Source organism: Paraglaciecola sp. 20A4, assembly GCF_011378905.1.
Lineage (GTDB): Bacteria > Pseudomonadota > Gammaproteobacteria > Enterobacterales > Alteromonadaceae > Paraglaciecola.
Window position 1 is genome coordinate 232,081 of the sequence record NZ_WTPY01000004.1, and the last position, 22,651, is coordinate 254,731.

21 protein-coding genes are annotated in these 22,651 nt (G+C 42.1%); 6 read left to right on the top strand and 15 right to left on the bottom strand.

The genetic code is table 11. The features are described from left to right. Window positions 1-89 precede the first annotated feature (89 nt). Window positions 90-1,601 carry a cryptochrome/photolyase family protein gene (locus GQS54_RS06905; RefSeq protein ID WP_166423271.1) on the top strand — a complete coding sequence of 504 codons (1,512 nt, stop codon included), beginning with the start codon at window positions 90-92 and terminating at the stop codon, window positions 1,599-1,601. A 2-nt stretch (window positions 1,602-1,603) separates the two neighbouring features. On the opposite strand, the gene GQS54_RS06910 is transcribed toward GQS54_RS06905, so the two are convergent. The 14 genes from GQS54_RS06910 to GQS54_RS06975 form a co-directional block, all read right to left on the bottom strand. Continuing rightward, window positions 1,604-2,098, bottom strand: a complete 495-nt coding sequence (locus tag GQS54_RS06910; RefSeq protein WP_166423272.1) for a YcgN family cysteine cluster protein — start codon at window positions 2,096-2,098, stop codon at window positions 1,604-1,606. After that, window positions 2,091-2,471: a hypothetical protein gene (locus tag GQS54_RS06915; protein WP_166423273.1), complete on the bottom strand. Its 381-nt coding sequence runs from the start codon at window positions 2,469-2,471 to the stop codon at window positions 2,091-2,093. The genes GQS54_RS06910 and GQS54_RS06915 overlap by 8 nt, the downstream gene beginning before the upstream one ends. Before the next feature lie 65 nt (window positions 2,472-2,536). Continuing rightward, entirely contained in the window at window positions 2,537-3,196 is a 660-nt protein-coding gene (locus GQS54_RS06920; RefSeq protein WP_166423274.1) for a fumarylacetoacetate hydrolase family protein, read from the bottom strand. Next, window positions 3,197-4,192 (bottom strand): lytic murein transglycosylase, encoded by a 996-nt coding sequence (locus GQS54_RS06925; RefSeq protein ID WP_166423275.1) that lies wholly within the window; start codon window positions 4,190-4,192, stop codon window positions 3,197-3,199. It lies immediately after the preceding gene. A gap of 113 nt (window positions 4,193-4,305) precedes the next feature. Continuing rightward, the gene (locus GQS54_RS06930) at window positions 4,306-4,593 is read right to left on the bottom strand and encodes a YcgL domain-containing protein (RefSeq protein ID WP_166423276.1); all 288 of its coding nucleotides are present in this window, start codon (window positions 4,591-4,593) and stop codon (window positions 4,306-4,308) included. Then, window positions 4,586-5,743 carry a ribonuclease D gene (gene rnd / locus GQS54_RS06935; RefSeq protein ID WP_166423277.1) on the bottom strand — a complete coding sequence of 386 codons (1,158 nt, stop codon included), beginning with the start codon at window positions 5,741-5,743 and terminating at the stop codon, window positions 4,586-4,588. Before rnd ends, GQS54_RS06930 begins: the two co-directional genes overlap by 8 nt. A gap of 79 nt (window positions 5,744-5,822) precedes the next feature. Then, window positions 5,823-7,481, bottom strand: a complete 1,659-nt coding sequence (gene fadD / locus GQS54_RS06940; RefSeq protein WP_166423278.1) for a long-chain-fatty-acid--CoA ligase FadD — start codon at window positions 7,479-7,481, stop codon at window positions 5,823-5,825. Between the two features lie 154 nt (window positions 7,482-7,635). Then, entirely contained in the window at window positions 7,636-8,478 is an 843-nt protein-coding gene (locus GQS54_RS06945; RefSeq protein WP_166423279.1) for an alpha/beta hydrolase, read from the bottom strand. Window positions 8,479-8,578: 100 nt separating this feature from the next. After that, a complete protein-coding gene (locus GQS54_RS06950; protein WP_166423280.1) occupies window positions 8,579-9,172 on the bottom strand; it encodes a Slp family lipoprotein in 594 nt (197 codons plus the stop codon). Between the two features lie 108 nt (window positions 9,173-9,280). Continuing rightward, window positions 9,281-9,592 carry a hypothetical protein gene (locus tag GQS54_RS06955; RefSeq protein ID WP_166423281.1) on the bottom strand — a complete coding sequence of 104 codons (312 nt, stop codon included), beginning with the start codon at window positions 9,590-9,592 and terminating at the stop codon, window positions 9,281-9,283. A 79-nt stretch (window positions 9,593-9,671) separates the two neighbouring features. Next, window positions 9,672-10,379: a tRNA (adenosine(37)-N6)-threonylcarbamoyltransferase complex dimerization subunit type 1 TsaB gene (gene tsaB / locus GQS54_RS06960; RefSeq protein WP_166423282.1), complete on the bottom strand. Its 708-nt coding sequence runs from the start codon at window positions 10,377-10,379 to the stop codon at window positions 9,672-9,674. Continuing rightward, window positions 10,376-12,514 (bottom strand): ATP-dependent DNA helicase, encoded by a 2,139-nt coding sequence (locus GQS54_RS06965; RefSeq protein ID WP_166423283.1) that lies wholly within the window; start codon window positions 12,512-12,514, stop codon window positions 10,376-10,378. The genes tsaB and GQS54_RS06965 overlap by 4 nt, the downstream gene beginning before the upstream one ends. 204 nt (window positions 12,515-12,718) lie before the next feature. Next, window positions 12,719-14,044 (bottom strand): alpha-amylase family glycosyl hydrolase, encoded by a 1,326-nt coding sequence (locus GQS54_RS06970; protein ID WP_166423284.1) that lies wholly within the window; start codon window positions 14,042-14,044, stop codon window positions 12,719-12,721. A 109-nt stretch (window positions 14,045-14,153) separates the two neighbouring features. Next, window positions 14,154-15,203 carry a hypothetical protein gene (locus GQS54_RS06975; RefSeq protein WP_166423285.1) on the bottom strand — a complete coding sequence of 350 codons (1,050 nt, stop codon included), beginning with the start codon at window positions 15,201-15,203 and terminating at the stop codon, window positions 14,154-14,156. Between the two features lie 198 nt (window positions 15,204-15,401). Between GQS54_RS06975 and GQS54_RS06980 the strand changes: the two genes are divergently transcribed. Both GQS54_RS06980 and GQS54_RS06985 read left to right on the top strand, forming a co-directional pair. After that, window positions 15,402-16,151, top strand: coding sequence for a flagellar basal body L-ring protein FlgH (locus GQS54_RS06980; RefSeq protein WP_166423286.1), 750 nt, complete (start codon window positions 15,402-15,404; stop codon window positions 16,149-16,151). Further along, window positions 16,152-17,342 carry a flagellar assembly protein T N-terminal domain-containing protein gene (locus GQS54_RS06985; RefSeq protein ID WP_166423287.1) on the top strand — a complete coding sequence of 397 codons (1,191 nt, stop codon included), beginning with the start codon at window positions 16,152-16,154 and terminating at the stop codon, window positions 17,340-17,342. A gap of 127 nt (window positions 17,343-17,469) precedes the next feature. On the opposite strand, the gene GQS54_RS06990 is transcribed toward GQS54_RS06985, so the two are convergent. Beyond that, entirely contained in the window at window positions 17,470-17,790 is a 321-nt protein-coding gene (locus GQS54_RS06990; protein WP_166423288.1) for a cysteine-rich CWC family protein, read from the bottom strand. 390 nt (window positions 17,791-18,180) lie between these two features. Here GQS54_RS06990 and GQS54_RS06995 point away from each other — a divergent pair, with 390 nt between their 5' ends. From GQS54_RS06995 to GQS54_RS07005, 3 genes are all read left to right on the top strand, one after another. Next, a complete protein-coding gene (locus GQS54_RS06995; RefSeq protein ID WP_166423289.1) occupies window positions 18,181-19,203 on the top strand; it encodes a PEP-CTERM sorting domain-containing protein in 1,023 nt (340 codons plus the stop codon). 77 nt (window positions 19,204-19,280) lie between these two features. Next, entirely contained in the window at window positions 19,281-20,450 is a 1,170-nt protein-coding gene (locus tag GQS54_RS07000; RefSeq protein ID WP_166423290.1) for a tetratricopeptide repeat protein, read from the top strand. A gap of 486 nt (window positions 20,451-20,936) precedes the next feature. Next, window positions 20,937-22,550, top strand: coding sequence for a methyl-accepting chemotaxis protein (locus tag GQS54_RS07005; RefSeq protein WP_166423291.1), 1,614 nt, complete (start codon window positions 20,937-20,939; stop codon window positions 22,548-22,550). Window positions 22,551-22,651: the final 101 nt, after the last annotated feature.

Genomic DNA, 22,651 nt, shown 5'->3' on the forward strand with positions numbered 1-22,651 from the left:
ATCCGGGCAGTGTAAGAATAGATCTAAAATATTTCTGTGGCGTAGAAGTGAATAGTTAACGTTATTCACTCATTAAAGTGAGCAAAACCTTGCGATCAGTTAGTATTATTTTCCCTCACCAATTATTTGCTGAGCATCCGTGTTTAGAAACTCAAAGCCATGGAATATGGTTAGTTGAAGACGATCTATTTTTCGGTGACGATGATTACCCTCAATGCTTCCATCAGCAAAAACTACAATTACACTTTGCTTCAATGGCTTATTATCGTGAACGTTTAGAGAAAGATAGTTTTGAATGTCATTATATTGCTTATCAACCAAAGCATAAGCAAAGTAAAAGTAGTTTGGTGCGTTTATTTGACGCGCTTACTGAGCAAGGTATTACGCTAATTCACACCTTAGATCCTGTCGACTACTTACTCAAACAACGTCTCGAATGTCATGCAGAAGAGAAAAAAATACAGATAAAATGGTATAAAAATCCAGGATTTATTAATACTCAACGCCAGAATGACGCTTATCGTGCTGGCAAAAAACGTTGGTTTATGGCTGACTTTTATCGATTTCAACGAACCCGCTTGAATATTTTGCTCGATGGCGACAAACCTGTTTCAGGGCGTTGGAGTTTAGATGAAGATAATCGCAAAAAAATCCCTAAAAAAGAGCTCACTAAACTGCCCATACTTGTTTTAGCAAAAGAAACTAAATATCACACGGATGCCATTAAGCGTATACATAGCGAATATTCTCACCATCCCGGTGACGGTAATAGCGTTATTTACCCCGTCACGCATGCAGCAGCGCAAGACTGGTTAACAGCTTTCTTTGAGCAACGCTTTGCCTCATTTGGCCCTTATGAAGATGCTATCGTTGAAGGTCAGCACTGGCTCTATCATAGCGTACTGACCCCGATGTTGAATGTCGGTCTACTCACACCTAAGCAAGTAGTCGGTCAGGCCTTATCCTATGCCAATGAATATCAAGTAAGTCTTGCCAGCCTGGAGGGGTTTATTCGGCAAATTATTGGTTGGCGAGAATTTATGCGAGCAACTTATAGTGACTTAGGTGTGGCAATGCGTAGCCGCAATGACTGGCAACATCATAGAACCATTCCAGCGTCATTTTACCAAGGTAACACAGGGATCACGCCTGTTGATGATACGATAAAACGAATTCTAGGCACCGGATACTGTCATCACATTGAGCGATTAATGGTCTTGGGTGGGTTTTTCTTTCTATGTGAGTTCAAACCGAATGACATTTATCGCTGGTTTATGGACATGTTTGTAGACAGCTATGACTGGGTTATGGTGCCCAATGTTTACGCAATGAGCCAAAACGCCGATGGGGGCCAAATCACAACCAAGCCGTATTTTAGTGGTTCAAATTACATCATTAAAATGAGTCATTACAAAAAGGGGCCTTGGTCTGATATTTGGGATGCCCTCTATTGGCGATGGATAATTAAAAATCAAAATTCATTACGTAAAAATCATCGTTGGGCGATGATGTGCCACCAAGTTGATAAGATGGATGAAAGTAAGAAGCAAGCCTATCTGAGGACTGCCGAGCAATTTTTGTCTTCTCTAGATGCTCAGTAAAACTACTCTACATCTTCCAAAGGCCACACGGCGATATAATCTTCGAAGTCTTCTAACTCAACATCGTGATCAAAAACTGTTTTACCACGCACTGACATACCGACTTTATGCATCTTGGCTTTCTTGCCTTTATTCAGAAGTGGATGCCAAGAGGGCAAACCGCGTCCTTCATGCAAACGTCGATAGCTACAACTGGTTGGCATAAAGAATATATCGCTGATATTCTCTTTGGTTAGCTTGACGCAGTCTGGCACTAACACTGTCCGTTCATCATATCGGGTACAATTACATGTTTTTGTATTTAATAAACCACATGCAATATTAGTGTAGTGGATTTGTTCGCCAGTATTGATATGTGCCGTAGGCCCAGCGTTTTCGGTCGCTTCATCGTCTATAAACTTGTGAAGACAACATTTTGCACAGCCATCGCAAATTGATTCCCACTGTGCTTCGTTCATTTTTTCTAGTGGCGTATCTAGCCAAAACTTATCATTCATAATTATATAGTAACCAGGCAATTGCCTTACTTTTAGATTCAAAATTCTTTACGGGTAAATTAAACTTTTCATAAATTTCAGCAACTAAATCATTGGTGTGATCTAACCCACTTACCAGTCGCGCCAGTCTTAGCCCGCCCAACCAATCTTCGTCCCGCATTCGCACTAAAAGGTTAATAATATCCATCGATTGGTAACTTAACTTCACTTCACGAAGGTCGAACAGTATTCCTATTAGATTGTGCATATGCGCTAAATTAATCGCTTTTTTGATGACTATTTCCATCTTGTCCACATGATCAACATGACCAGATGCTTCGAAAACGACCAACTTATTGGCTAAATCTAAGCGATGCTGTTGGGTGAATGCCATTAGCGAGTACTCTTAATTTCTGGCGCAAAAACTACTTTAAATGCTAGCTAATGCACGCATTGTGTTCAAATAACTTTAGTCTTAACGGAAAAGTGATCTATCAGCATTATGTCTAAATCGTCGCCAACCTCTAATGGGCCCACGCCTTTAGGCGTGCCCGTTAATACAATATCACCGGGTAATAAGGTAAATGTTTGCGAAATATTGACGAGTAAAGACAAAATGCTATGCATCATATGTACACTGTTCCCTTGTTGCCTAAGTTTACCATTTACAGCCATACTAAACTGAATATTTCGTTCAAGATCGATGTCCCCCACAGGCACAAAATTGGACATAGGACAGCTTGAATCAAAACTCTTCGCTCGCTCCCAAGGCTGGCCATCGGCCTTTAATTGGTCTTGTACATCACGAAGCGTAAGATCCAAGGCTAAGCCAAGACCTAAAATGCCCTGTTTTGCAGATTTTTCATCACTATTAGTTAACCGCTCGCCGATTAAAACAGCGATTTCCAGCTCGTTATGACAACTACCGTGCCCTTTTGGGATATATATGGGTTGCTGAATATCACAAAGTGCAGTGCTAGGTTTAATAAATAACAATGGCTGTTTGGGTACGTCGTTATTTAATTCTTTTATATGCTCAAGATAATTACGTCCAACGCACACCACCTTGCCTATCGGTAAATCAATGGCATCGCCACTTATAAAATGATGCTGATACATTTAACTGCCCTTTTTAATACGGTCTGATAAATAACCCACTGCCACGCCAAAATAGCTAGAGCGGTTCCAACCCATCAAAGTATGAAAATTATTGTAAACCAAGTAAATACGCCCTTTCTCACCATCAGGCATGATTAACGATGCTTTCACAGCCACTGAAGGTAATGCGCTTCCATCATAACGACTAACGCCTAATTCTTGCCACTGTTTTAGGGTATGCATTTTTGCTTTATCTAAACCCGCTAATGAAAGGTCGAAGCCTTCCTTTAATCGAACTTGACGACCCCATGTTCCGCTGTCATCCCAGCCTTCTGTTTTAAGAAAATTAGCGATAGACGCAAACACGTCGGCAGGATTGTTCCAAATATCTTTTTTACCATCACCATCGAAATCATAAGCATAATGCAAAAACGAAGTAGGCATAAATTGACTTTGCCCCATCGCGCCGGCCCAAGATCCAAGGAATTCGTTTTGGCTAATATGCTCTTGGCGCAGAATATCAAGCGCCGCATAAAGCTGTTTTCTAAACATACTTTCGCGGCGCCCTTCATAGGCCATGGTAGCCAATGAAGATATTACCGGATAATTACCGGTGATTTTTCCAAAATTACTTTCGTTCCCCCAAAGCGCTAAAATAAAACGCGCTTGCACGCCGAATTTTTTCTCTACTTGGCTAAGTAGCGCTTTATGCTTTTGATATAATGCAACGGCCTGTTGTACTTTCCAATCCGGTACTCGAGTGGCTAAATATGTATCGAGGGTTATTTTTCTTTCGGGCTGGTTTTTATCTGCTTTGACGACACGTTTGCGAAAGGTCGCATCAATGAAAACGCGGTCAAGAAAGTCAGCTTCGTAGCCTTTAGTAATGGCTTCGGTTTTAAAATTTTGCAGATAAAGTTCGAAGCCTTGCTGTGATTTTTCAGTTTGCCCAAGACCAGGTGGACTCAACATCAGTGTTCCAATAAAAAGCATCAAATAAGCATTAAAGCGAGACATAATATCCTCCTAAGAATAACTCAAATATAAGCATGGTTGGACCTAAGTCATCTTAGACCCATAAAAAAATACTTAACGAATAGAAAATAATGCTAAATGGCCACCCCATAATTTTATATTTTGGGGGGGTGTGCTGCCAAATGTTGCTTGAGTAAATTCTCTTCAGGTGGCGGTAACTGTAAATAGAAACCGTTTTTCGTCAACTCGTCTCGTAGAGTCTGAATATCAACTTGCCCTAAGAGGCGATCCTTTTTAATTGGCATGATCATAATAAAACGCGGCGCACCAAACATCTTCATTAATGCTTCTGGTACCCGAGAAAAATCGTCGCGCCCAGGAACATATAAATACGTATCGGTTTTTTTGCTACTTTTATATACTGCACACAATAAATTAAGCATTAGCAGACTCTGGAATATTCAAACCGTCAACCCCTGCCAACTCGGCTTGCAAGAATTCTCCTCGCCAACCGTCCAGCAGATCGGGTTGTAGCCCTTGTGCTCGTGTGTCATCAACACTGAACCAGCACCATTTAATAAGCTGATTAATCTGCTTCTTAGATCCAATCAATTCAACAGGCACGCCGAGTTTTTCAGCATTTCGTACACAGACTTCACGAACCGCAGCGGTGACTTTTTTAAATCGGGGAAAATCAACCAGCCGTTCTACCGGCTGCGGATAAGTGCTTTCATCAACATTTTGCGCGGCTTCGATAATATCGAGCATGGCTTGACCATTGACACGAATTTCCTGAGGAGTGAGTCCTGATATTTGATGTAGCGCATTCTTACTGCTGGGCAGCTTCTTAGCGACTTCTAATAGATTAGCTTCACGTACCACAAAATTTAGCGCTAAATCTCGCTGTTGGGCTTCTTTCGCCCGCCACGCAGTTAATTGCTGTAACACGTAAAGTGATTTTCCCGTCACATGCCAACTGTTTTTAATATTCAGATACAACAAATCAAAGGGGATTTGGCTTTGTTTTTTGCGTGTCAGGTTATCCATTTCGGTAAAGACCCAAGCTTGACGATTTTGCTCCACCGTTTTATCACGCAGTGCAGGATAAAGCTGAAACAAATACAGCACATCGTAAGCAGCGTATTGACACTGCTGTGGTGAAAGCGGTCTAGCAAGCCAGTCTGTCCGAGACTCGCCTTTATCAACTTGCACATCCAACATGATTTCGACTAACTTTGCGTAACCCAAAGAGGCCCCCATGCCCACAATGGCCGCAGCAAATTGGGTATCAAATATCGGCGTTGGAACAATATTAAGTGAACACATAAATGTTTCAATATCTTCGGAACACGAATGCAAAATTTTAATGATATTAGCGTCAGTAAAAATAGCCTTGAGGACACTAAAGTCATTAATTTCTAAAGGATCTATTAGAGCAATTTGCTGCCCATCGTAAATTTGAATCAAACCAAGTTGTGGATATAAAGTGCGCGTACGCACAAATTCTGTATCGACGGCAATTGCCTGGGCTTTTGCCAATTGAGCGCAGTAGGCGTTCAATGCTTCATCTGTGGTAATCGAAATATATTGCACGTCTTTCCAAACACATAAAAAAGCCAGCAAAAGCCGGCGTTTATCATTAAAACAGTATCAAAGGCCTTAAAGGCTTCTACTATTTCTCGTCGCGAAGTTCTCTGCGCAGTATCTTACCAACATTCGATTTTGGAAGCTCGTCTCTAAACTCAACTTTTTTCGGAACTTTATAACCAGTTAAATGTTTGCGGCAATGATCGATGACATCTTTCTCGCTCAACCCCGGATGACGACGCACTGCAAATACCTTCACAGCTTCACCAGACGCTTCATGAGGAATGCCAACCGCAGCCACTTCTACGATGTCTTCATGCATAGCAGCCACTTCTTCTATTTCATTGGGAAATACGTTGAATCCTGAGACTAGAATCATATCTTTTTTACGATCAACAATATAAAAATATCCGTCGTCATCACACCGAGCAATATCACCCGTAGCAAGCCAACCATCTTTTAATATCTCATCTGTCGCTTCTGGTCGATTCAAGTAACCAAGCATGACTTGCGGACCTTTGACCAACAACTCGCCTGATTCGCCGGGCTTAACATCCACCCCGTCATCATCGACCAGACGGATGTCAGTAGAGGGTACAGGCAAACCAATAGAACCGTTATAATGCTTAAGTTGCGGCGGGTTAACACTCACTATCGGGCTGCACTCAGTAAGACCATACCCTTCAAGTAGTACGTGCCCCGTCAACTTAAACCAGCGTTCAGCAACGGCGCGTTGCACCGCCATGCCACCACCGAGTGAAAACTTCACATTGGTAAAATCTAATTCGGTAAAACTAGGGGTATTAAGCAAGCCATTAAATAAGGTGTTCACACCCGTTAAAACGGTAAACGGATATTTAGCTAATTCAGATACAAAGCCAGCCATATCTCTAGGATTTGTGATCAATAAGTTAGCACACCCTAACTTTAAGAATAGCAGGCAATTCGCTTGCAAGGCAAAGATGTGATAAAGCGGTAACGCCGTTACCACCAACTCTTTATTTGGCACAGTCACAGTATTTAAGATAGCGGAAGCTTGCTCTAAATTAGCAACCATATTTCTATGGGTTAACATTGCCCCTTTTGACACCCCTGTGGTGCCACCAGTATATTGCAAAAAGGCAAGATCGTCGCCAGTCACACCTGGTCGCGTATAGCTTTGTGTGGCGCCTTGCTTCAATGTATCCATAAACGGTATTGCTTTGGGCAAAGAATAGCTCGGAACCATCTTCTTAACGTATTTAACAACGAAGTTGGTTAGCCATTTTTTCGGCATACCTAACATATCGCCAATTTTCGTTAGTAATACGGTCTCTAATGTCGTTTCACTGAGTACATCACTTAAGGTACAGGCAAAATTTTCAACAATAACAATTGCTTTAGCATTTGAATCATTAAGCTGATGCTTTAATTCTCGGGCTGTATATTGCGGATTAACATTTACTACGACCATACCCGCGCGCAGCACACCAAACAGTGCAACAGGGTATTGCAGCAAATTCGGCATCATAATGGCAACAGCGTCACCTTTTTTTAGTCCTGAATTTTGTAAATAAGCTGCGAAATGTTTAGAATACTGATCAAGCTGTGCAAAGGTAATCGACTTACCCAAATTAATGTAGGCTACGCTATCTGCGTAGGTTTTGACTGACTGCTCGAAAATATCAACAATAGACGAATAGCTGTCGGGATTAATTGTTTGTGGCACGCGTGCGTCGTAACTTTTAAACCAAGATTTTTCCACTTTGCCTCCTCGGCGCAACCTCGACCACTAAGAAAAGGCACGACATGTGCGGGTCGACGGCAATTATACTACTTAATGCGCCGCATAATACCCAAACCTAGTATAAAGATAAACGAAGATCACTACATATAATTAACATTTTACCTATATATAGTTAATTTTCGTGTAAAAAGCGCAAAATATGTACAGATACAGCCTCAGGGTTATCTAAATGCGGGTGATGCGAGCCCGGAGAATTAACCAATTTAGCGTTACTAATCAAAGTTAACCGTAATTCTGCATTTTTCTTCATCATTTCGTAGCCGTTGTCTGCAATGATAACAATGGTCGGACAAGTAATGGCTTGCAAAAAAGCCGCTGCCTGAGACTCGGTCATGCGCAAGGATGAAAAAGTACGCAGGCGGCGATCAGTTGTAAATTGTAGGTTTCCATCTACTTCTAGCAGATTACGCTCCACCAGCAACGACGCGCATGCATCGGAAAATCCCCCTGCAATCGCTCTAGCACGAATAACGCTTTTTTTGCTGTTAGGGTGTTTTCCTTCGCTCGCGGCCCCCTGCAAGCGACTCTCAATTGATTCGCGTAATTGTATAGGGCTACTTTCACTGTCTTTTGTAACCGGTCCTAAGGACTCAATGGTTATATACTTACTAACCTTCTGCGGAAAACAACTGGTATACATAGAACCTATAATACCGCCCATAGAATGACCTAATAGGATAAAGTCATGCCAATTCTGAGATTCAACTAACTCATGTAAATCATAAACGAAATCGACCAAGTGATAATGCGCATCTTTACTTCTGTGGTCAGATTTACCGTGCCCGGCAAAATCGATGGCAACGATATAATACTCTTTTAAATACTCAGACAGTGGAATAAAGGTTGCTGCATTATCTAACCAACCATGTAATGCAAGCATAAGAGGTTTACTTGGATCGCCAAACGCCAAACCTCGAATAGTGATATTACGTAACGGAAATTCTACTTCTTGCATAATTCATCCATAAAAAAACGGCTATCAAAGATACCGAGTAAGGTATGACATGAGTAGCCGTTTAAACTGCCTGCTTTGAGCTAAAGCAGGTAGCGATAAACTAATTGCTTTTGCTAGCCGCCGGCTTTATTTTTGCAGGGCTACTTCTGGTGTGATGCGTGCTGCGTAATATGACCCGATTATTAAATGGGCGATTATACCAACCGTATCGCCAGTAATCATAAGGCCAAACGTTGATCATATTCACATCAACTTGTTGAATCTCTTTCCATAAGTAGTAACCAGTGGATGCAAGCGTCGGGAAAACATACTCATGTTCTCCTACCATGCCTTTTTCCAGACGAACAAAATCGCCGGTAAATGTCATGGTACGTCCTTTTTTATAGACCATAGGATCTAAAAACCCTTGCACATAGACGCGGAATCGACCAATACTTTCATCTGCTTGCAATGGACGACCATAACTACGCAACGGGTAATAAACCATTTCAATTAAGGTATTATCAGGTTTATTTTCAATTTTGGCGATAATGCCGCCCCAACGCGCTTTTTGCCCGAGTACCTCTTTAGACTTCGATGCTGCGTCTTGATAGGAAATCAAGTTGCTATCATCAGGCAATTGAATTTGCTTAGGCAGTGTCGAACACCCCGCTAACCAAAGCGTCACTAATAGGATGCCTAATTTGGAATACATAACCACCTCAAAAAAACCATATTGAACTTACAATACTACAGATTAAACGAGATATTAACTTAACATTTTGTGACTGGGTTGTTTCTAAACGTAACTGAGGTACATACATCAGGCGAAGGTATCAACCCCGAGAAGTTGTTGAATTTCACTACGGCGTTCTTCACGCGATACTCCTTGGTAGGTATCGATAGCGTTCTGTGAGCTAAAAGTTGAGGTATCGTCTGAGGTAGCCGGTTGACGAAATGAATCCGCTTGGCTAAAGACTTCAACTGAACCCTTGCGAATAATGTCCTGTACATCCTTAGCGCCACCAAGAGCCGATGCCACAGCAGAATCGACATTATCTTGTTGTTTATTACGCTTAATCGCTTTGTCGTTTAAAGGACTTTGTAAAGCGCTAACGGACGATTCGACTCTCACAGATACTCCCACAAGACGTTAATTCAGTTACTCAATAATATTCTTATAGCACAAATTTGTACTATTGCGCTATTAGCCTTTATTCCCGACCGGGTAATTTTTTCCACGTTACTTTGTCGCGTAAATACACTGGCTCAATCTGTTCAATCTCTTTTGCTCGGCCTTTTTGCACACCATTTTCAACCAAAGCCAGCATGAATTGTGCATCGGGATAGAGTATATCTGTCAGTATATGTGGCCGTTGTTGTTCGTTAAGGGGGGCTAGCAGAGCATCGTATGCGGCCCATCCTGTTCCGACGCCATAGGCGGTTTGTTTACTTTTATTGTTCAGCAATATTGCAGTTGCTTCTTCAGGCGGCAATACGTGTTCTTCGTTAATTAAAGTCGCTAAGCCGTCAACGGCTTGATAATGTGCGAAATACACCTCGCCCATACGCGCATCTATCGCACAATACACTTCATCAGCTTGGTGCAGGTCAATCGCTTGTTGCGCCATAGCAGCCATAGTTGATATACCTACCACATGTAAACCCGTACCTAAAGCTAGCCCTTGTAAAATACCCGTGGCGATACGCACACCGGTAAAACTGCCTGGTCCACGGCCAAATCCCAAATAATCAAGCTGACCTAAAGATGTGCTGGCTTCTTTAAGCAGACCATCAATCATGGGTAGAATACGTTGGCTATGCTGCTGGGGACAAATATCAAATTGTTGATAACGCTGTCCGTTTACTTGTAAAGCGACTGAGCAAGCCTCTGTCGCGGTATCAATGATCAAGAGATTCATTGTGCTTCCTTGTTAAACATATCTGGTGTGTCTAAGCCACTATGCTCAGGTAAATTCTTATCGTCAGTCGACTCGCCTAAATGGCTCACGTTTTCTTTATCTAAGTTTTGCTCCGCTAGCTGCTGAGTAACCTTATTTGCAGCAGATTGTGCGGCAGCTTTAGCCACATTGTTAGCGTTACGCTTAACAATTTTATCGGCCTTCTTAGCGTCTTGCGCATCAGCGTGTATTTCTTCTAAAAAAGCCAACGCATTGGGTAAATGTCGCGTGCGTCGCATATCAGGCAAACTGCGTAAAAAAGTTTTTGCATAGTCTTTGGTAACCAGTCGATTATCACAAATAACCAGCACCCCCCTGTCAGTCTCATCACGAATTAAGCGCCCTGCCCCTTGTTTGAGGGCGATGGCTGCTTGAGGGATCTGCAACTGCCCAAACGGATTACCACCTGCTTTACGGCAATCTTCAATTCTGGCTTGCAACAATGGATCATCTGGCGATGCGAACGGTAGTTTGTCAATCAACACGCAGGTCAAATCGTTGCCACGGACATCGACACCTTCCCAAAATGCTCCCGTACCCAATAACACCGCATTATCGCTATTTACATAAGATTCGAGCAAGGCTCGCTTCGTTGTCGTGCCTTGCACTAAAATTGGATTATCTACTTTATCTTCGAGCATGCCAGCAATAGCTCGCAATGTCGCGTGACTGGTAAACAATAAAAAGCAGCGCCCACCACTGGCGGCAATCAGTTTTATCGATATATCTAGCAGAGTCTGGCGCATCTCTCTGGCATTGGGTTCCGGTAAAAATCGCGGCACACAGAGCATCGCCTGTTTTTGGTAGTTAAATGGACTATCAAGCGCAAGTGTCTTTGCTTGCTGTAAACCCATTTGACGCTGAAAGTGCTCAAAACCGTCGCCTACCATAAGCGTCGCTGACGTGAAAATCCACGTGCGCTCTGGGGTAGAAATAAGTTTCGAAAATTTCGCAGCAATACTTAACGGGGTCAAATGCAATACAATATGACGCATGGTCGTTTCATACCAAAGGCTCACACCTTTTTGATTCGAATCTGTAAGCCGAGTGAGCTTTGCACGGGCGTCACTGACACGTTCAAATATGCTGTCTAAATCTTTGTCCCTGCTAAGATGGAGTTTGATCACCTCGTACAACACATTTAAAGAATCATTCAGTTTGCTGATTTGGGTTTGCACATCGTCGCGGGAAAGCATTTCACGCCAATTACCCTTTTGCGCCTTTTCAGGAAACAGTATCCGAAGATCCGCAGAGATCATCTTGCACTTTTCGCCTGCGGTATGCAGTTGTTTAGCATCCTTGAGCGAAGTACGATAGACGAGCTCCAGATCCCGACTCAAATCATGTAACTGTCTGCTAGATAACGACTCACCAAAATATTCACTGGCAATATCAGGTATCTGATGTGCTTCATCGAAAATAACGACGTCAGCCTCAGGAATAAGCTCTCCAAAGCCGGTATCTTTTAGGGCCATATCAGCAAAGAACAAATGATGATTAACCACCACTAAATCTGCATCCAACGCTTTGCGTCGTGCTTTTATCATGTAGCAATCTTCGTAATCTGGGCAGTCTTTGCCCAAGCAGTTATCCATCGTTGAGGTGACAAATGGCAGCACTTTAGCGTCTTCGGCTAGGGCTTTCATTTCACCCATATCACCGGTTTTCGTCGATGTTGCCCAGCGCCGAACATCTGATAACTCCACCATAGTTGTGCTATCAAGCAAGGTAGTGCTGCTAGCATGCTGGCGTAAACGGTGTAAACATAAGTAGTTAGAACGGCCTTTAAGCAGAGCAATTTTGCCATTTACCCCAATGGCTTTCTTGATAAGCGGCAAGTCTCGATGAAACAGTTGCTCTTGTAAATTTTTGGTACCCGTAGAAACAATCGTTTTCTTTTTGGCTTGTAATGCAGGTGCCAAATAGGCAAAAGTTTTACCCGTTCCCGTGCCGGCTTCAACAATTAAAGCGGACTTATGCTCAATTGCTTCTTCAACCGCATTAGCCATATCAGTTTGCGCTTGACGCACTGTGAATCCGGGGATCGCTTGGGATAAAATGCCATCGGGGGCAAACAGCTTAGAAGACTTCGACATAGTGCGCAGTGCAAGTACCTTGAGATAAAAAGAGAGCGATTATGCCAAACTATGGGTTAGTTTTCAGAGTTTAATTATTCTTTGATTGATAAATTATTCACGCCTTAGCAACCGCCTAAGCCAACGACTAAAAAACGATCAGAAAAATGCCCAGTGATTAGCCGCTAAACAGACATAATTGGCAGCTCTCTCTTGGTTTCTAATTTAGCCAATAAACACCTGCCAATCCCACGGTTCTAAAGTGATCGCACTGTTGGCGTTAAGCATCACGGCCTCGCTATTAGGCCATTTTTGACATTGCCCATAACCCAATGTAGAGCGTAACGTTATCGTTAAGTGCATGGCAGAAAAATTTAGCAGGACAAATACTTTTCCAACTGCGTCTTGCCTAACAAAACTGAAAACTTGTTGTGGATGGGAGTTTTCAACTAGCAACATGCGCGCGCCCCACAAACCATTGTGTAACGCACTTTTGGCCATTTTCAATGAAATAAGAGCGGCATATAAATCGCCAATTTTATGGGGTTGCCAATCGATAGGGTCTCGCTCGAAAAACGCTAAACGTTTTGGGTTGCCAGCTTCTTGCCCATTGTAAATCAGTGGCATTCCCTCCCCCAGTACAGACAAAACAATAGCGCACTCTAGTGCATCGCCGAACTGTTCAAATTGCGTTCCATCCCAAGCGTTTTTGTCATGATTACTCACAAACGTCATTCGCATAGATGCTTTTGGAAAAGTCTTTTCATTCCATGAATAGTATTTATAAAGCTTAGTCAGCGGCAATTTACCCATGGCTATACCATGCATGGCCTCGTTCCAACTCCATGCGTAACTCATATCAAATGCATCGTAATGCAAATCTCGAGATTCCCACTCAGCAAGCATAAACACGGGCTTTATTTGGCTTAGTTCAACACGTATTTGGGCCCAAAAATCTTGCGGAACAAAACCCGCCACATCACAACGATAGCCGTCGATATCAGCCTCTTCGACCCAGTAACGCATAGCACGAGCCATATAAGTACGAAGCCCAACATGGCGATAGTCAAAATCAATAATATCGTCCCAATCCCACCACGGGGTCGAAGTGTACTCACCTTGGTGATTACGTGCATACCAATTAGGGTGTTGGGTAACCAATCCATTATCCCAAGCACTATGATTGGCGACCCAATCTATAATCACATACAAATCATGCTGATGTGCCGAGTTTACAAATTCGCGTAAATCTTCCAGGGTGCCAAATTCAGTATTTATCCCGAAATAATCTCGCACCGCATAAGGACTACCAAGGCTTCCTTTACGATTTTTTCGACCAATAGGATGAATCGGCATCAACCATAATATTTTTACCCCCAATGCTTTTAAGCGTGGTAAATGTTCGATAGCAGCTTGCAAAGTGCCTTGCTGAGTAAACTGGCGCAAATTAATTTCATAAATGACTGCGTCCTTGCTCCATTGGGGCGCATCGATATTGACCAATGGTTTAGGAGCATAGTCGGAATGATTCGACGTATCATTAGTATGCATGAGAGATCCTGATTTCATATACACGGCCAGTGACCACAGTAGCGCAAATAAAAGCTGATTTCAGTTAGAATAATGGTTATTTAACTTCTCTCGCATCGTCATGATTTTATTAAAACAGCCGCGACACAAACTGATAAGCATTAGTCGAACCTTCGATGGGTTCGTCATTAGTTTTTAATGCTTCTTGAGCTGCTGTGGCAGCAGGATTATTACCAAAAAAATAACCCGCATAATCAAAATCAACGATTGCATCGCTTACGGTACTGCCAGTATAACCTTCAACCATTAAGTCAACAGCTGACAGTGCTAACCCTGTTGGGCCACCATACAAAAAGCCCCCCGCTAAGCTCGCCGCGGCGCTCATATGCTCGCCAGTCATATCCTGATATAAGCTTGAAACTACTGGCACGTGCTGGGCAATGTTTACTGTATCAAATAATTCATTTAAACCAAATCCATCATCACCGAATGAAAACTGACTCATATTTTGTAGAAACGAATAACCTGACTCTGCTTCACTGCTTGCAGTGCTATCTTGAGTGCTGGTAACATTTTGTTCAGACATTGTGCCATCAGCGCTTAACAGCCCACTGAATAAACTACTGTGTAAATTAGCCAGCAAATTAGACTGCATAACTGAGAGTGATTCATCAGAAAAAGATGAGCCTATACCTGATAGCAAGCTAGTCGCACCGTCAGTACCTGCCGTGTCCCCTAATAACCCACCAAACAAGCTAGCATTAAGCGACGCCATTAACTGCTGTTGAATTTGTGAAAGGCTCTCGTCCGCCGTCAACGCCGTCCCTATTATTGACTTATCCGATGAAAGAGTCGATGTGCTACTTGCCTCATCATCAGATGAAATAAGCGAAGCAAATAAACCGGTTGCGGCGACACTCGAAGCCTCAGTTGAGGTGGCCGAGTCAGACTGAGCGGTACTGGTACTATTTGCGCCAGAACCAATAAGATCAGTTGCCGCCCCTTGCATGCTCGCTAATATATCGGCGAAATAGGCCCCGACCCCAGTCACACTTTCAAGAGAAGCCGATGTCGCAGAGTCGACAGCGGCGCTAACACCTGCCTTGCCGTCAGCCCCCAGTAATAAAGACGTATCAACCCCTTGAGTATTATTTAGCGAAAATTGTTCGATTATGCTCACCGTGTCCCCTGAATTTACGTTTATAAAAATTTAACCTTAATATCAATGTCTTATCAGAACCTATGAGGATAAATCAGAAAACTTACGTAACTTTGCAAAGTTGACTTTTCATTACACAACCTTGACGCAAGCCATACAGACAAGCTTCAAAGGAATATGCGACCATCATTCTTTGCTTACTCATTTGAATTTAAAGTCATGCTAATCAGAATCTTAACTGCAGCGGTGATACTTCTGATCACTGCTTGCAGCACCACTGTACCCAATGACGAGCAAGTCATAGCTAGCAGCCCAACGAACCCAAACGTACAACAACGGGCAATTGAAACCAAAGATTCCAGCTCAGGACCAGAGCGCGGCGACCCAGAGTTTCGCCCTGTCAGAGTTGACCCATTCCCAGCGGTAAAAGTGCCTAACGGTTCATTATTTGATCCCGATAACCTTGTGAGCCTATATCAGCGTAACAATCGCTACCGGGTTGGCGACATGATTTTGGTGCAATTGTCGGAGAAAACCTCGTCAAAGAAATCTCTCAACTTTAAACGAGACAAAAGTGGAAACTTCACCCTCGATCCCGTTACGGTCAATGCTGGCCCGTTAAAAATTGCCGGTGACAACCTCAACGCTGATTTTGAACAAGAAAACGAGTTCGACAGCTCAGCAGAAACCAAACAAAACAACTCTCTGGAAGGTGACGTAACAGTGTACGTGCTTGAGATTATGCCCAACGGAAATCTGTTGGTCGCGGGTGAGAAATGGATGACCCTTAACAAAGGCGAAGAGTACATACGTTTCTCGGGTGAGATACGCCCCAGTGATATCGACAACGACAATACAGTGAGTTCGGTTAAAGTCGGTAATTCACGCATCGAATTTAGCGGCAAAGGCGAATTACAGGAAAATCAAGAGTCGTCCATTTTAGGCAAGCTCTTTGGTATACTTGAGTAAATGATGGCCTTACGTGCAAACACCTTCATTTATTTAATATCGTTTTTAACCTTTGCCCTATGCAGTAGCCAAGCTTCGGCTGTTTGGTATCAAGGTAATGCCCAACTGGCCGTTGATGGAGCTGATTTAAATGCGATTCGGGTAGTTGCGATTAAAAATGCTATCGCCGATGCTTCATTTCAACATGGGATAATGATCACGGCCAAAGATATTTCCTTAGATGGCTTGCTGCAAAGCAGTAAAACCGAACTACGCAGTGAAGGTAAGATAAGACGGGTAGAAATTCTCAGTGAAGAAGTGATCGATGATGTGCTGCACGTCTATGTCAAAGTAGATATTGAGCCTCTGTTCGATTGTAATCATGACAATTACATGCGAGCACTACTGGTAACACAATTACCGGTGTTGAAACCAACACAAGCCAGTTATGGCGCCATATTCGATTTAGGTCCACAGGTTAGCCGGCGAGTCGAGCAACAGCTACTATCAGATGAACTTGTGGCTAAAGTACAGTTAATCAATCAGGTTTTTATGCCAAAAAGTGTGCTGCAAGAACCCACCTTTGGATATATTTCGGACACCGCTCGTTACCTTGCCAATGAGTACCACAGCCAGTTTGTACTCTTTGGTTATATTAGAGATATCAGCCTCTTTGAACAAACAACTAAAGGACTGATAAATGACGATGTCGCCCTTAGGCGTAACTTTACCTTTCAGTTATATTTATTCGATGCATTTAATAACAAAATGCTACTTAATCACAGTTATCATGGCGAAGCAGATTGGGACTTTAAAGCAACCTATCCCGTTGACACCTACAATAGCCTATTTTGGCGCAGTGATTATGGCCGAGTTGTATTAAACACAGTAAACAGTGCAGTCATTGATATCAGCAATACGCTTACTTGCCAAAAAACACTCGGCCAGATTATTCATAAAAACACACAACATGTAGTGATTAATATTGGTAGTGAAATGGGCGTAGCCGAGGGCGATAGATTCCAGTTAATAAAGAGTGAATCAGTGCCCGCGCAAAATGGTGACATGTTTAATATGTTAACCAGTGAAACAAAGCATGTATTGACGGTCATTAGTGTGGATGCGCAAACCGCTATTCTAACAAGCGATAATGCAAGTCTATTCGATAACAGCCATCTTTTTGATCTTGTCAGTCCCCTAGCCGGTTATTAACGCTGACCTCTACTCAAGAACTAAGGGCATATAAGAAGACGCCTATATAACATTAATTACTTAATGTTAAGAGGCGAAATACGGGTGAATGACTATGTACCGTCTAGGGTTAAGTTGTTAAATAGTGTTAGCAAGCCGCGCCACCATATTGGGCACTAAAACCTGCAGGATCGCGGATAAAATAGGCGGCGCAGTCTGCACAAATACATTGTTGACCTTTATTGGCCTGTGGGACTAAGTCAATCAATCCTTGGGGTATCTTTTGCACAAAACACCAACAGTTTGCCTTTGACTTAGCCTGATAAACTGTCGCGTTATTAAACGTATCTGGCGTAGTTGACCCAGAAGTAACAACAGGAGCCGAACTAATTGATTCTACAGCCGAACATTGGTTATCTTGCTTACAAAATGGACAACACAGTGGCGCATCATTCTGAGGTATATTCATAAAAACGGTCATTATCTCAAGTTACGTGTCGACGGCACAAAACCTAATTATAGCAAATTTAACAACCTAACTTTATTATTCAGTCTCGGACTATCAGTTGGTTGCCCATTTAACACGAACCTTCTATCGGTCGAATGACTAAACCATCAATGACCAGATCAAAAAACGATAGTTATTTTTTGCCAATCAAGTTAAATCACAACGATATCCGCCCTTCTAAAGTGTCCATTTTTTATACAACCTCAACTCGGTAAATTTTTTATCTTACTGAAATATATAACTATTTTTTTTGGCCTGACTTATGCTTTCCTCCTGTTGCAGTAGAATAAGCTCTATTAAGCGCACCTCGTTTTGATGTCTTGGTGAATAAAAAGTAATAAGGAGATTTACTTGAATATTTATAATTCCAAACTCACACTCTGTGCAATAGCCACATTAAGCGCAATATCGTTTACAAGCACAGCCGCTTTAACACCTTCATATTCTTTTAACGGCAATGGTAATTGGTCGCTAGACGGATGTGGAAGCAACAGTACACCGACTTGTTCAATTGATGCGGTTGTACCTACGGGCTCAACAATTGAAGCTGCTTTTTTATACTCAACCGGTACCCCGAATTCAGCGATACCAACAGTCAATTTCGATGGAACAACCTTTAGCGGCGCAGATTGGACATCGCTAGGAGCTAACAATGCATTTTTGGAGGCCTATAGAGTAGATGTCACTAGTTTAGTCTCCGCTGCTGTAGGTGGGGGGAGTGCAGCTCCTTTTAGCTTTGATATTTTAAGCGAAAACCCCACAAATAGTATCGATGGTGAAGCACTTGCTATTGTGTATAGTAATCCCGCTGAAACATTGCGCTCAATCGCATTTTTAGACGGGTTTAGTCAAACAACGGGTGACAGTGCATTCATCTCCCTAGCAGATCCATTAACGGCAGCAGATCTCGCTACGCCGGGATTTGAAGCCACGCTTTCACTTGGCATTGGCTACGGTTTTCAATCGACGAATAATACACAAAGTTCAATTGTAAATATAAATGGAAACTCATTGACTACGTGTGCGGGCGGACAGAATGATGGTTTCGCGTCAAACGGTGGTCTCATTACCATTGGTGGTATTGGCGATGACAGGGCAAACAACCATGATTGTAGTTTATCAAATGGCGATGATGAGCTGTATTCGTTAGAGCCGTTTTTAAATGTCGGGGACTCATTGGTCACTATCGATACACAAAATCCCTCCGACAATGACAATATCTTCTTCGCAGGCTTGTCCATAACAGCAGAAGCCTCTATCGACAATAAACCTGTAGACCCGAACCCTGTGCCTGAACCAGGTACCCTTGCAATATTTGGAATAGCCTTACTTAGCATGGGTCGCAAAGCTAGAGGAATGCTATTAAGCAAGTAAGCCTAGCTAGTCATCGCATAAAATAACAAAAAGCCTGTAAATTGTTTATAGGCTTTTTTAATTCAGAGATAGACGTTATGAAAATATACCTATTTATGTTGGCGTCAATAGCCATGGCCTTATACTCAGTTCCAGCTCTCACTGCCCCCATTACATCTAAGCCCCTCGATGGTGACAAACTATTACTTAGTCGCGCAATAGAAAAATGGAATAAGGGCGATATTGCGTCGTCTAAACAGCAATATCTAAAATTGCTAGAACGGGATCCAAAAAATATTAATGCACTGATCGGCCTAGCCCAAATTGAAGACAACCTCGGTAATTCAAAATCAGCCGAGGCTTATTTTCTTACAGCATTTAAACATACAATCAATAGCGCAGAGCTCTACACTGCCCATGGGCGCTATTTACTAAAGCAGAATCGCATTGATGAAGCGGTCAACGATTTCAAAAAGGCACTAAGCATCAATCCTGCTTTGCCCGAAGCGAATGTTGAACTAGCTGTCATCAAGTTGTCTAGGTTTGGGGATGCCGCGGCCGCGATTACGTTATATAAAAAAGCGCTCGAAACGAAACCACAGGAAATTTCGTACTTATACGGATTAAGTTTAGCTTTGGAACGAGCTGGCAACATAACGCAAGCACTTGAGCCTTTGAACATAATAATTAATGCTTCGCCGGCGTTGGTATTACCTTACAAACTTAAGGGTAATTATCATCGGCAACTACAACAGTATACTGAATCGATTACCAACTTTACGCTTGCTCTTCAAAAGAACTTAAATCCTTTAGCAATGGATTATGTAATTTTGGCGGATGTGTATGCTGAATCAGGTAATTCAGAAAAAGCAATAAGTACGTATCGACAAGCTATAGAACAATATGGTGAAAATGAGGTGATCCAAACCAAACTTGCGTATGTTTATCACATGGCTGGTGACTACGAACAAGCCGAAGTTTTATATCGAAAAGCCATCAGTATTAACCCAAGGTATTCTGAACCATACAATAATATGGTTTACATCGAGTTGAGGCACAAAAAAAAACCCTTTGAAGCATTAAAATTTGCCAAAGAGGCCGTTGAATACTCGCCAGAGAATAGTAATTACTTGGATACGCTCGCCACTGTTTATGTGCACTTAAAAAAGTATAAACAAGCAAAAAACATTGTTACCAAAGCGCTAGAGCTATCCCCTGACAGCGAAGAATTAAAAGAAACCCTAAGAAGAATAGAGCAGTTACAATAGCAGTGCTCCACGCGCCAAACTTTGCCGATGCTCCTATAATATTCGAATAAATAGTGTTCATACAATACGGTTCAATACTTTATGTTTTTTGTCGATGCACATTTTAATTGCTGTATAAGAAAACCGCGAAAAAGTTGCCGATAAACACACAAGTGGGGGCATATTCGAAATATTACGTCTTAGATTTAACGTGTTAGTAACGTTAAATCTGGCAGTTATTATGTACTCCATAGAGCAAGATGATATTCATTTTACTTAATTAACTCGATAACAAATAATCAACGCCTACCCTTATCCCGCCTCCGTTTATCGATAACAACATAGTAGAGCCATTCATTGCCTTTTACTTTTTGTGCTACTTTAAATATGAAATCGAAATAACACAGAATATATTTTCGCATTAAATGTCTTGATATTGATGTTTAAGCCGATACCTTATTTTAGCGGCAAAACATTACGATATATTTACTATTACCGGGATACTCAATGTCAATTAAGCAAAAATTGTTGTTTTTAATCTTCGCTGTAGCCTCAATTCTATTGACTCAGAGCGGCGCTCTTACTTACTTGACCCTAACAGTCTCTAGTAATGTGGAAAAGATATCTGGTCGCATTACGCCAGCAACAGAAGAAGCTTATAAATTTCAGTTTAATGTGGTTCAAATTCAGCAGTGGCTAACTGACATTAGTGCAACTAGGGGCCTAGATGGTTTAGACGACGGTTTCGAAGTAGCCGAAAGTCATTACCAACTGGCTATCCGAAATCTCGATAGCCTTGCTGCGTTAAATGCCATTACACCAAATATGTTAGTGTCGACCAAAAAAGACCTTGCTGATTATTATCAAATTGGTCAAACCATGGCGCAATCGTATGTTGCACAGGGTCCCATTGGCGGCAATTTAATAATGGAAAAATTTGATTCCGCTGCAAGTAATATTGCCCAGCGAGTCGAAAATATTTTAGTGCAAAACACCGAAGCTTTAAAACAAGGTGCGATCGACAATTCCGCGTCTCTTAGCAATATGAAATCAGTGGTCTTTATGGCCAGTTTTTTAAACTTATGTTTGCTGGGAATTATCATTTACGTTATTAAGAGTGCAGTTTTAAAGCCTCTTGCAAATGTGACTGAAATGCTTAATGGCCTAGCGACAGGTAAGATTGATTTAAATCGCAAGCTAGTGTCAAAACATAACGATGAATTTAGCGAAATACTCACTTCAATTAATGCGTTTGTTAGTAAAATTGCAGATATTGCGCATCGCTTAACCAATACCTCCAGTAGTCTTAAAACAATATCAGGAAATTTAATTACTGACGCTAAAATTTCGATTGATAACTCTACCGTTCAGGAAGACGAAACCAATACTATCAGCGTTGCCTTAGACCAGTTATTTAGTGCTGTTTCGCACATAAACGACAATACTGAAAGCGCAAAAAATCAGTTAGAGTCGTCATCTAAGCAGCTACAAAACGGGTTCGTTCAGCTAAAGCAATCTGTAAACGAAGTTGAAAGCCTTAACCAAACCATATCCTCAGCATCTCAATCTATTGGCAGCCTGCAAGAGCGCACGAATGAAATAGAAAAGGTATTAAGTGTTATTAGCTCTATTGCAGATCAAACTAACTTACTGGCTTTGAATGCGGCTATTGAAGCTGCGCGAGCTGGAGAGCATGGGCGTGGTTTTGCGGTTGTGGCTGATGAAGTTCGCGCACTTGCCTCACGCACTCAATCTTCCACCACTGAAATTACCGATATCATTGCATTACTTCAAGGTGTCGTTAAAGAGGCTATTGAGCATATGATAAAGTGCGAATCTACCTCGACTACTGCGGTTCAAAACGTAATGGGAGTTTTGAATAATATTCAAGATGCGGCTGTGTCAGCACATGATATAAGCGAACGCACGGTTAATATATCTACTGCGATTTTGCAGCAAAAAAACGTGATTCAGCAACAGGTGAAAAGTACTCACAGTATTCAGGAAAAAGCAGCGGGTACAACCGCATCTGTGCGCAACGTACAGGTGTCCGGCGACGAAGTTCTCCGTTTATCCGATGAACTCGTCGACCTAAGCAGCGCACTCATCCAAGGAAAGTAATACAGCGAGACGAGACATCTTAGAGCTGGCAATCAGTAAAAAAACATTCAACAGCCACTAAAACGATACTTTAGGTTAATGGTACAACCAATAATAAAAAC

Bases quoted from the DNA above. Each gene is read 5' to 3' on its own strand.
- GQS54_RS06910 (WP_166423272.1), bottom strand. From the start codon at position 2,098: ATGAATGATAAGTTTTGGCTAGATACGCCACTAGAAAAAATGAACGAA.
- GQS54_RS06915 (WP_166423273.1), bottom strand. From the start codon at position 2,471: ATGGCATTCACCCAACAGCATCGCTTAGATTTAGCCAATAAGTTGGTC.
- GQS54_RS06920 (WP_166423274.1), bottom strand. From the start codon at position 3,196: ATGTATCAGCATCATTTTATAAGTGGCGATGCCATTGATTTACCGATA.
- GQS54_RS06925 (WP_166423275.1), bottom strand. From the start codon at position 4,192: ATGTCTCGCTTTAATGCTTATTTGATGCTTTTTATTGGAACACTGATG.
- GQS54_RS06930 (WP_166423276.1), bottom strand. From the start codon at position 4,593: ATGCTTAATTTATTGTGTGCAGTATATAAAAGTAGCAAAAAAACCGAT.
- GQS54_RS06945 (WP_166423279.1), bottom strand. From the start codon at position 8,478: ATGCAAGAAGTAGAATTTCCGTTACGTAATATCACTATTCGAGGTTTG.
- GQS54_RS06950 (WP_166423280.1), bottom strand. From the start codon at position 9,172: ATGTATTCCAAATTAGGCATCCTATTAGTGACGCTTTGGTTAGCGGGG.
- tsaB (WP_166423282.1), bottom strand. From the start codon at position 10,379: ATGAATCTCTTGATCATTGATACCGCGACAGAGGCTTGCTCAGTCGCT.
- GQS54_RS06965 (WP_166423283.1), bottom strand. From the start codon at position 12,514: ATGTCGAAGTCTTCTAAGCTGTTTGCCCCCGATGGCATTTTATCCCAA.
- GQS54_RS06970 (WP_166423284.1), bottom strand. From the start codon at position 14,044: ATGCATACTAATGATACGTCGAATCATTCCGACTATGCTCCTAAACCA.
- GQS54_RS06980 (WP_166423286.1), top strand. From the start codon at position 15,402: ATGCTAATCAGAATCTTAACTGCAGCGGTGATACTTCTGATCACTGCT.
- GQS54_RS06985 (WP_166423287.1), top strand. From the start codon at position 16,152: ATGATGGCCTTACGTGCAAACACCTTCATTTATTTAATATCGTTTTTA.
- GQS54_RS06990 (WP_166423288.1), bottom strand. From the start codon at position 17,790: ATGAATATACCTCAGAATGATGCGCCACTGTGTTGTCCATTTTGTAAG.
- GQS54_RS07000 (WP_166423290.1), top strand. From the start codon at position 19,281: ATGAAAATATACCTATTTATGTTGGCGTCAATAGCCATGGCCTTATAC.
- GQS54_RS07005 (WP_166423291.1), top strand. From the start codon at position 20,937: ATGTCAATTAAGCAAAAATTGTTGTTTTTAATCTTCGCTGTAGCCTCA.